9 protein-coding genes are annotated in these 9,003 nt (G+C 67.7%); 6 read left to right on the top strand and 3 right to left on the bottom strand.

What is annotated here, in order from left to right:
* Positions 1-18: 18 nt before the first annotated feature.
* Together ACFWPX_RS13710 and ACFWPX_RS13715 are read right to left on the bottom strand one after the other, a co-directional pair.
* The gene (locus tag ACFWPX_RS13710; RefSeq protein WP_378927682.1) at positions 19-801 is read right to left on the bottom strand and encodes a DUF72 domain-containing protein; all 783 of its coding nucleotides are present in this window, start codon (positions 799-801) and stop codon (positions 19-21) included.
* Between the two features lie 105 nt (positions 802-906).
* Positions 907-1,230 (bottom strand): plasmid stabilization protein, encoded by a 324-nt coding sequence (locus ACFWPX_RS13715; RefSeq protein ID WP_378921176.1) that lies wholly within the window; start codon positions 1,228-1,230, stop codon positions 907-909.
* Positions 1,231-1,354: 124 nt separating this feature from the next.
* On the opposite strand from ACFWPX_RS13715, the gene ACFWPX_RS13720 reads away from it, so the two are divergent.
* From ACFWPX_RS13720 to ACFWPX_RS13740, 5 genes are all read left to right on the top strand, one after another.
* On the top strand, positions 1,355-2,050 hold the full coding sequence (locus ACFWPX_RS13720) for a rhomboid-like protein (protein ID WP_378927683.1): 696 nt from the start codon (positions 1,355-1,357) through the stop codon (positions 2,048-2,050).
* A gap of 39 nt (positions 2,051-2,089) precedes the next feature.
* Positions 2,090-3,094 carry a YdcF family protein gene (locus ACFWPX_RS13725; RefSeq protein ID WP_378927684.1) on the top strand — a complete coding sequence of 335 codons (1,005 nt, stop codon included), beginning with the start codon at positions 2,090-2,092 and terminating at the stop codon, positions 3,092-3,094.
* 115 nt (positions 3,095-3,209) lie between these two features.
* Entirely contained in the window at positions 3,210-4,112 is a 903-nt protein-coding gene (locus tag ACFWPX_RS13730; RefSeq protein WP_378927685.1) for a metal-dependent hydrolase, read from the top strand.
* On the top strand, positions 4,109-5,203 hold the full coding sequence (locus ACFWPX_RS13735; protein ID WP_378921184.1) for a PDR/VanB family oxidoreductase: 1,095 nt from the start codon (positions 4,109-4,111) through the stop codon (positions 5,201-5,203). The genes ACFWPX_RS13730 and ACFWPX_RS13735 overlap by 4 nt, the downstream gene beginning before the upstream one ends.
* 43 nt (positions 5,204-5,246) lie before the next feature.
* Entirely contained in the window at positions 5,247-7,019 is a 1,773-nt protein-coding gene (locus ACFWPX_RS13740; protein WP_378921186.1) for an SDR family oxidoreductase, read from the top strand.
* 5 nt (positions 7,020-7,024) lie between these two features.
* On the opposite strand, the gene ACFWPX_RS13745 is transcribed toward ACFWPX_RS13740, so the two are convergent.
* Positions 7,025-7,528 carry a hypothetical protein gene (locus ACFWPX_RS13745; RefSeq protein WP_378927686.1) on the bottom strand — a complete coding sequence of 168 codons (504 nt, stop codon included), beginning with the start codon at positions 7,526-7,528 and terminating at the stop codon, positions 7,025-7,027.
* Positions 7,529-7,686: 158 nt separating this feature from the next.
* On the opposite strand from ACFWPX_RS13745, the gene ACFWPX_RS13750 reads away from it, so the two are divergent.
* A complete protein-coding gene (locus tag ACFWPX_RS13750) occupies positions 7,687-8,691 on the top strand; it encodes a zinc-binding dehydrogenase (protein ID WP_378927687.1) in 1,005 nt (334 codons plus the stop codon).
* Positions 8,692-9,003 lie beyond the last annotated feature (312 nt).

Raw genomic sequence — 9,003 nt, forward strand, 5'->3', positions numbered from 1 at the left:
TCACGGCTCACCGTGGGGTCACGACGCCGTCGGTTCGCTGATCGGTAAGTCGGGCACCCGGGTGACGTCGGCGCCTTCGCCCGCCGCGAGATGGGCGAAGGCGACGGCGTCACCCACCGCCGCACCGCCGTGGTCGTTGTTGAAGTAGACGTAGCTGTCGTCATCGGCGGACCAGGTGTCGAGCAGCCGATGGGCCCACCCGCTCAACGCCTGCTCGCCGTAGGACGGCAGGGGAGCGGCGCGGCCCGCGTGCAGTCGCAGATACGCCCAGTCGGCGGTCCGCCACAGTGGCGTGATCGGCCTGGAATCTCGGTCAGCCCAGGTCAGGGCCGCGTTGTGAGACGTCAGAACGGATCGCACCTCGTCGGTCCACCACGAATCGTGGCGCGGTTCCACCGTCACCCGCACCGAGGCCGGGAAACAGCGCAGGCAGTCGTCGAGCAGATCCGGGTCCGAGCGCAGGGTCGGCGGCAACTGGAGCAGGATCGGGCCGAGCCGATCACCCAGGCCAGCGGCATGGTCGAGCAGCCGCATCACCGGTTCGGCCGGCTCACGTAACCGCTTGATATGAGTGAGATAGCGGCTCGCCTTCACCGCGATCACGAAGTGGTCGGGTGTGCGTTCGCGCCAGGCCGCGAAGTTCTCCCGGCTCGGCAATCGATAGAACGCGTTGTTCGACTCGACGGTCGCGAACCCCTGCGCGTAATGCTCGAGCCACCGCCTGATCGGCAACCCCGCCGGGTACAGCACGCCGCGCCAGTCGCGGTACTGCCAGCCGGAAGTGCCGACGTACATGGTCATTTCGGCCTCCCACTCACCCGCGCCCGGCGCACGTCCTCCTCAGATCTGCGAGCGCGGCTCGAGTTCGCTGCTGCCGAGCCGCATGGCGAACCTTTCGCAGCAGGTTCAGCCGCGGCCGAGCGCGGTCGCCAGTTCCTGCTTGTTCATCTTGGAGCGGCCGTCGATATTGCGGCGACGGGCTTCCTCGTAGAGCTGATCACGGGTCTTGCCGCTGCCCTTGGCCTGTTGACCGCCACGCCGCTGCGCGGAACCGCCGGATCGCGATGACTTGCCCGACCCCTTCGTCTCGCCGTGCTCGGCGCGCGTCTTGTTGACCGTACGCGCGGCGATCTCCTCGGCCCTTTCCTCGCTACGGCCACGGTCGCGCTCGGATTTCTTGATGTCTTCGTACTGGCGTTCGCGTTTGGCACTCCATGCTTGCTGGGGCATAGCCCTGCTCCTGTTCCCGGGTCGGTGGACGGCTCTGCTTGCCGCCTACCCGGCGATCGGCCGGGGAAACAACCGCCCGGCGAGGATGCCCGGAACCGTGATCGGTGACTGGCACACTGGCGTGGTGAGCGCCTCGGGCAGCGTGCGGGCGGCCGCCGCGGCGGTGTGGCGGTGGATCCGCAGCGCCCCGGGGACGTACCTGTGGCTGGCAGCGCTCGGCGTGACCACCGCGATCCAGCTGCGGCTCTCACCCGAGGAAGCCAGAATCTGGCTCGGGCATCGCTCCACCAACCTCGATCGTCTCGGTGACGACCCGATCCGCGTGCTGATCGGCAGCGCGTTCTGGACCGACGGCGGCGGGTGGCTGGTCTACGCCGTGCTGTTCAGCCTCGTGCACGCGAACGCCGAACGATGGCTCGGCACCCTGCGGTGGTTGGTCGTGGTAGTCCTCGCGCATGTCGGCGCCACCTATCTCAGCCAAGGCGTGTTGCTCTGGGCGATTCGGCACGACAGAGCCCCGGAGCGGGCGGCGTTCGCGCTCGACGTGGGCGTCAGTTACGGGCTGGCCGGAGTCGCGGCCGTGCTGGCCTACCGGGTGCTGCTTCCGTGGCGGGCGCTGTATGTCCTCGGCGTCCTGGCGGTCTGTGTGCCACCGGTCTTCCTGGACCGCACGTTCACCGATGTGGGCCACGCGGGGGCGGCGTTGATCGGCTTCGCGTGTTACCCGCTGACCCGAGGGCGGGACCGTGGCTGGAACCCGACCACGCGATGGCGCGCATTCCTGACAAGTCGTCGAGTCCGCCGAAGGCTCGGTGGATGACGCGGCGACGTCGTCGGCGCCGCGGTTAGGGTGGGCCAGGTGATCTTGCTGGCGATCGGTGTCGTTCTGCTCGGTGTGTTCGTGCTGTGCTTCCGTCAGGAGCGGCGCCGATTCGGCAACGCGGTGTTGCTGCTGCTCGGAATTCTGTGTGTGGGCGGCGCGCTGATCGGCTCGGGCGCCGAGGGGGCCGGCCCCGAAATTCTGGTCTTCTTCGCGCTCGCGTTGTCGCCGCTGCTGGTGCTGGTGCTGGCGGGGCTGCTGATGCTCAACGGTGTGGTGATGTTGCGCCGCGAGGGCGTGCGCCCGGCGAACCTGCTCTCCTTCGGGCTCGGTGTGGCATTGCTGATCCCGTACGTGCTGCTGGTGATGGCGGTGATCGCCGAGTGGATGGTGTTCGGGGTGTTGCTGCTCGCGGTCGTGCTCGTCGCCGCCTACCTCGGCTTCGTGCTGGTCGCGTTCCTGCTCTATTCGGTCGTCTACAGCTGGGTGACCCGCACCGACGACGCCGTCGCGATCGTGGTGCACGGCTCCGGCCTGCTCGGTGACCGGGTCCCGCCGCTGCTGGCGAGCAGGCTCGACCGCGCGCTGGGCATCTGGCACACCGATCGCGCGCACGGGCCGTCGCCGCTGCTGGTCACCAGCGGTGGCAAGGGTTCCGACGAGAAGGTCTCCGAAAGCACCGCGATGGCCGCCTACCTGGTCGAACACGGCGTGCCCGACGAAGAGATCCTGCGGGAGGACCGCTCGACGACCACCCGAGAGAACCTGCTGTTCAGCCGGGAATTGCTCGCCCGACGCGGGATCGGGAGCCGCATCCTGCTGGTCACCAGCAATTTTCATGTGCTGCGGACCGCGCTGCTCGCCCGCTCGGTCGGGCTCGACGCCCAGGCCGTCGGCGCGCCGACCGCGCGCTACTACCTGCCCAGCGCCATCCTGCGCGAATACGTCGGGATTCTGGCCGAGTACCAGGCGGTCAATGCCGTGATCTGCGCGTTGCTGGTGGCGGCGCCGGTCGCGCTGGCGATCTTCGGTGCAGCGAACTGACAGATTTAGGTGTTACGTAAAGTTATGGTTAGTTGTATCATCGGTTCTACCGAGCAGGACGCAACGTTGCGGCCTGGTGCACGGAGGATCGTGCTCGGTTGATCGAGGAGTACCGATGAAGTTATTTCCTTGGGGAAGAGAAAGTTCGGACGTAGATCCGGGCGTGGTGGCATTGCAGGCGCGCAATGTCGCCTTCGACTGGTCGGGCGTAGAGCTGCAGTGGATGTCCGATGAGCCGTTCGCCAGTCATCTGATCAGTGCGCTGAACATGCTGCTGCCCGAGGGCGAGCGCATGTTCATCGAGACCTATCGCGAGGCATTGCCCTACGTCAAGGACGAGAAGCTGCGCGAGGACATGCTCGGCTTCATCGGCCAGGAGTCCATGCACGCGCAGACCCACGGCAAGGTGCTCGAGGACGTCTTCACCGCGCACGGCGTCGACGCGGGCCCCTACCTGCGGCAGATGGAATACCTGTTCCGCATCTCGCTCGGGGCGCGCGGCGGCGACGATCGCGCAGGCCGGCAGATGCTGGTGGAACGGCTCGCCTTCATCGCCTGCCTCGAGCACTTCTTCGCCTGGCTCGGCGATTGGATTCTCAATGCCGACCTGGAGAAGTTCGGCGCCGACCCGCGGATGGTCGATCTGTTCCGCTGGCACGGCGCCGAGGAGGTCGAGCATCGCAATGTCGCCCATGACGTGGCGGAATACTTCGGTGTCGGATACGTGCGCCGCTGCGCGGCGATGACGCTGGTGTTCCCGATCTTCCTGGTCGTGCTGGTGCGTGGGGCGCGGTTCCTCGTGCGGCAGGATCCGCAGCTGCCCGATCACGGCTACCTGCGGGTGCTCGCCGGGGTGTTCGCTGCGATGTGGCGTGGTGCGCTGCCCGGCGTTCCGTCGTTGCTGGCGAGTGCGCTGTCGACCTTCCAGCCCGGGTACAACCCACAATCCGTCGGCTCCACGGCGCAGGCCATCGCCTACCTGGCCGCTTCGCCGGGTGCCCGCGCGGCCGCGTCGTGACCACTCGCGACTTCCCGGCCGACCTCTACGGAAAGCGGCGGCACGACCCGGCGATCAGGATTCTCGACGCCGTCGCGACCGCCCGGCTGCGCTGGACCGCGCTGGTCAACCGCAATGATCTGCGACCGCGCGTCGACGACCGCCGCCTGCCCGTGGTGGTGACCGAACGCCGGATCGAAGCGCACGACCAGGACGTGGTGAGCCTGCGCCTCGAGTCCCCCGACGGCCGGGTCCTGCCGCGCTGGTGGGCCGGCGCGCACCTCGACCTCGAATTGCCGTCGGGCCGGTTGCGGCAGTACTCGCTGTGCGGCGACCCCGCCGACGAGCGCGCCTACCGGGTCGCGGTGCGTCGCATTCCCGGCGGTGGCGGCGGCTCGATCGAGGTGCACGACGCACTACCGGTCGGCAGCCGATTGGTGGTCCGCGGGCCACGCAATGCCTTCCCGTTCGCGGTGCCGGGGCACGGATCACCTTCGCAGCGACTGCATTTCGTCGCCGGTGGCATCGGCATCACGCCGATCCTGCCGATGGCCAGGCTCGCGCACCGACTCGGTGTGCCGTGGACGCTGGTCTACAGCGGGCGCAGCCGCGACACCATTCCGTTCCTCGCCGAGATCGAGAGCTTCGGTGCGAATGTCGTCGTGCGCACCGATGACGAACACGGTCTGCCCGCCGCGGCGGATCTGCTGGGCGGCGTCGGCCCCGGCACCGCCGTCTACGCGTGCGGCCCCACTCCGATGACCACGGCGATCGTCGCCGCGGTGCGCGAGATGCCCGAAGTGGAACTGCATTTCGAGCGGTTCTCCCCACCGCCGGTCGTCGACGGCACACCGTTCGAGATCGAATTCGCCTCCAGCGGTGCGGTAGTCACCGTCGACGCCGACCGCACCGTGCTCGACACCATTCTCGATTCGCGCCCCGACCAGCCCTATTCGTGCAGGCAGGGCTTCTGCGGCACCTGTGTGGTGCGGGTCAGGTCGGGCGAACCAGACCATCGCGAGACCGTGCTCTCCGATGCCGACCATGCCGAAGGTGCCATGCTCGCGTGTGTATCGCGTTCCCGCGGTGAGCGATTGGTGCTCGACCTGTGAATTTCCTCGGGGACAACTCAGTGGACAGGGAGTCCGACAGATCATGACGAACGACAGCCCGCAGCCCGTGAACCAGCGCACCGTTCGCAACGGCGATTTCGACATCGCCGTGTTCGAATACGGCGACCCGGCCGCCGACACCATCGTGCTCGTGCACGGCTGGCCCGACACTCATCACCTGTGGGACCGGGTGGTTCCGCTGCTCACCGAGCGCTTCCACGTGGTCGCCTACGACACCCGTGGGCACGGTGAATCCACCCGCACCCAGCGCACCGACGACTTCCGCCTCGACGAACTCGCCCGCGACTTCTACGCCGTGATCGACGTGGTGAGCCCGGACCGTCCCGTGCACGTACTCGCCCACGACTGGGGCTCGGTGCAGGTGTGGGAAGCGGTGTGCGAGCCGCAGGCCACCGAGCGTGTCGCCTCCTTCACCTCGGTTTCCGGCCCCAACCTCGACCACCTGTCCAGCTGGGTGCGCGACCGGCTCTCCCGCCCCACCCTGCGCAATGTGTGGCAACCGATGACCCAGCTCGCCTCCTCGGCCTACACCTTCTTCTTCATGACCCCCGGGCTGCCGCGTGCCACGTTCAACGCCATCGGCACCGAAAAGGTCTGGCAGCGCGCGGTTTCCATCATGAACGACACCCCGGCCGCCAATGTGAAGCTCGGCCCGACGTTCCGCCGCGACATGGTCGACGGGCTGCTCATCTATCGCGCCAACATCGTGGCGCGCATGCTCTCGCCGCGTGAGCGTCGCACCGAGGTGCCGGTGCAGTTGATCGTCGCGGGCCGCGACGTCGCCGTGCGGCCCGCCGGGTACGACGATTCGGCCAAGTGGACCGACCGGCTGTGGCGTCGCGACGTCCCCGCCGGGCACTGGATGCCGTTCTCCCATCCCGAACTCCTCGCCACCGCGACCACCGAGCTGATCGACGCGCTCGACGGGGCCGCGGTATCGCGTGGGCTCGCCAGGGCCGAAGTAGGTACCGCGCAGCGGGAATTCGAGAACAAGCTGGTGGTCGTCACCGGTGCGGGCAGTGGCATCGGCCGGGAGACCGCGCTGGCATTCGCGCGGCTCGGTGCCGAAGTGGTGGTCTCCGATGTCAACGAGCTCGCCGCCAAAGCCACCGCGGAGCTCGTGGCCTCGGAAGGTGGTGTGGCGCACTCCTATCCGCTGGATGTGTCGAACGAGGACGCGGTGCGCGCGCATGCCGACACGGTGATCGCCGCGCACGGCGTGCCCGATGTACTGGTCAACAATGCCGGTGTCGGTCAGGCAGGCGGGTTCCTCGACACTCCGTCGGAGGAGTTCGACCGTGTCCTGCGGATCAACCTCGGCGGTGTCGTCAACGGCTGCCGGGCATTCGGTGCGGCGATGGCCGATCGTGGGCTCGGCGGGCACATCGTGAACCTGTCCAGCATGGCCGCCTACAGTCCGCAGCGCGATATGGCGGCCTATGCCACCAGCAAGTCGGCGGTGTTCATGTTCTCCGACTGCCTGCGTGCCGAACTGGCCGAGCGCGGCGTCTCGGTGTCGACCGTGTGCCCGGGCATCGTGCACACCAATATCGTTGCCACCACCCGCATCTCGGGTGTCTCCGCGCAGGAAGAGGCGGCCGCGCAGCAGAAGTTCGACAAGCTGTACGAGCGCCGCGGCTACACCCCCGACCGGGTGGCGGCGCAGATCGTGAAGGCCGTGCGGACCGGGCGTGAGATCGTGCCGGTGACGCCGGAATCGTGGGTGCAGTACCGATTCAACCGGATCGCACCCGGCGCGGTGCGGTTCGCCGCCCGCCGGATGAAGCTGGTCTGAGTCGGCTACGCCCGGCGCAGTTGCTCCGTCACGGCGGCAACGTGCCGGGCGTCCACGCCCCACGGGTCCTCGACGCCGACCTTCCGGTCCAGGTCCCACAGCACGCACTCTTCGTCCGGTTGCGCCACCAGCGACCAGGCGACCACGGTGCGGCCCAGTTGTTCGACCATGGTGCCGTGATTCTGTGTACTCTCCCCGACGCCCTCGGGGAAATGGTGCAGGAAACGTCCGTAAGCCTGCTCGCAGAAGTTCGCGTAGAGCTGGGTGCACAGGATGAAGCCGTGCCACGCCTCGTCGACCGCGTGCGAGGGCATACCGATCACCTGGTCGTCGCGAATGGCGGCACCGCAGCACCGCAACCATTGGCGCAGACCGGTTTCCACGAGATCGCGAGGTTCCCAGGGTGAGGTCTTGAAGATCGCTTCGGGGAAACGCAGGGCGGCGACGGTGCGGTCGACGGTGGAGAGGTCGACTTGCCGTCTGCCGGGCCGGAGGAAAGAGAACGCCACAATTCACTGTAAGGCTACCGGCGATGGGGATGGGTGGGAGCAGTAGCAGCCGCGGGGGTGGCTCGTGATCGCGTGATCTACGTCCCAGTGCACTTGACCTGAACTCGACTCGAGGTTTCATCCTTGACTTGTTCGGTCAACGCCACGAAGGAGTCGCCATGCGTGCAGTGCAGGTCAAGGAATTCGGTGGGCCAGAGGTCATGGAGGTGCTGGAATTCCCCACACCACAACCGGATTCGGTCGAAGTGGTCGTCGACGTCGAGGTCGCCGACGTGATGTTCCTCGACACCCGGCTGCGTAGTGGGTGGGGTCAGGACTACTTCCCGCTGAGCCTGCCCTACGTCCCCGGTGGCGCGATCGGCGGTGTGGTCAGCGCGGTCGGTGCCGAGGTCGATCCGAGCTGGCTCGGCAAGCGCGTCGTCACCCAGACCGCGGCCAGCGGCATCGGCGGGGGCCTGCCCATCGGCGGCTATGCCGAGAAGTCCCTTGCCAAGGCCGCCACGTTGACCGAGATCCCCGACGGATTGACCACCGAGCAGGCCGTCGGCCTCGCCCACGACGGCCGCACCGCCCTGGCGATCTTCGACAAGGCTGCGGTACAACCGAATTCGTGGGTGCTGATCACCGCTGCCGCGGGTGGCCTCGGCACGCTGCTCATCCAGCTGTCGATCGCAGCGGGCGCGCACGTTGTCGCCGCGGCCCGCGGGTCGGAAAAGCTCGCGCTCGCAACACGATTGGGTGCTACCGCAGTGGTCGACTACTCCGTCGAGGGCTGGGCGGAGCAAGTTCGCGAGATCACGGGTGGGGGAGTGGCCATCGTCTTCGACGGAGCGGGTGGCCAGCTCGGCGGTGCGGCGTTGACCGCCGCCGCCGACAACGGACTCTTCCTCGGATATGGTGCTGCCGCAGGAGAATTCGCGGACGGAGACACAGGTGCCGCAGTAGCACGCGCTGTCACGGTGCTCGGCCTGTTCGACGTCGTCGGCGACGATGTCGACTGGGTCGGCATCACGTCCCGCGCTCAGGCTGCGGTAGTCGAAGGTTCGCTGGAAGTGGTGATCGGGCAAACCTTCCCGATCGACCAGGTGCGGCAGGCTCATGCCGCTATCGAAAGCCGCTCCGCCCTCGGTCGTACCTTATTGACGGTCGGCGCGTCATTGTAACTTATTGTGCGCCGCAACGGAATACACGTTAAGTTATGTTCCGTGCAGGGACTGATTATCGTCGCAGTGATCGCTGCGGTTCTGTTGTTGGTAATAGGAGTGATCAAGTTGGCCAGCAACCCAGGGGGCAGCATCGAACGTCGCGAACGCGAGGTTCGAGCACGGGGAGGCCAGCGAGCGAACAGCTCGTAAACCCCTACCCCCGGGTGTAGCACTACAACGGCGATGGGGGACCGCGGCGTGCGCGGGGTCCGCGACCCCCCACGCCCGTCGGGGTCCCCGGCCCCCCCCCGACCCCCCCGCGCCCGCGCC

Source organism: Nocardia sp. NPDC058518 (assembly GCF_042719655.1).
Taxonomy (GTDB): domain Bacteria; phylum Actinomycetota; class Actinomycetes; order Mycobacteriales; family Mycobacteriaceae; genus Nocardia.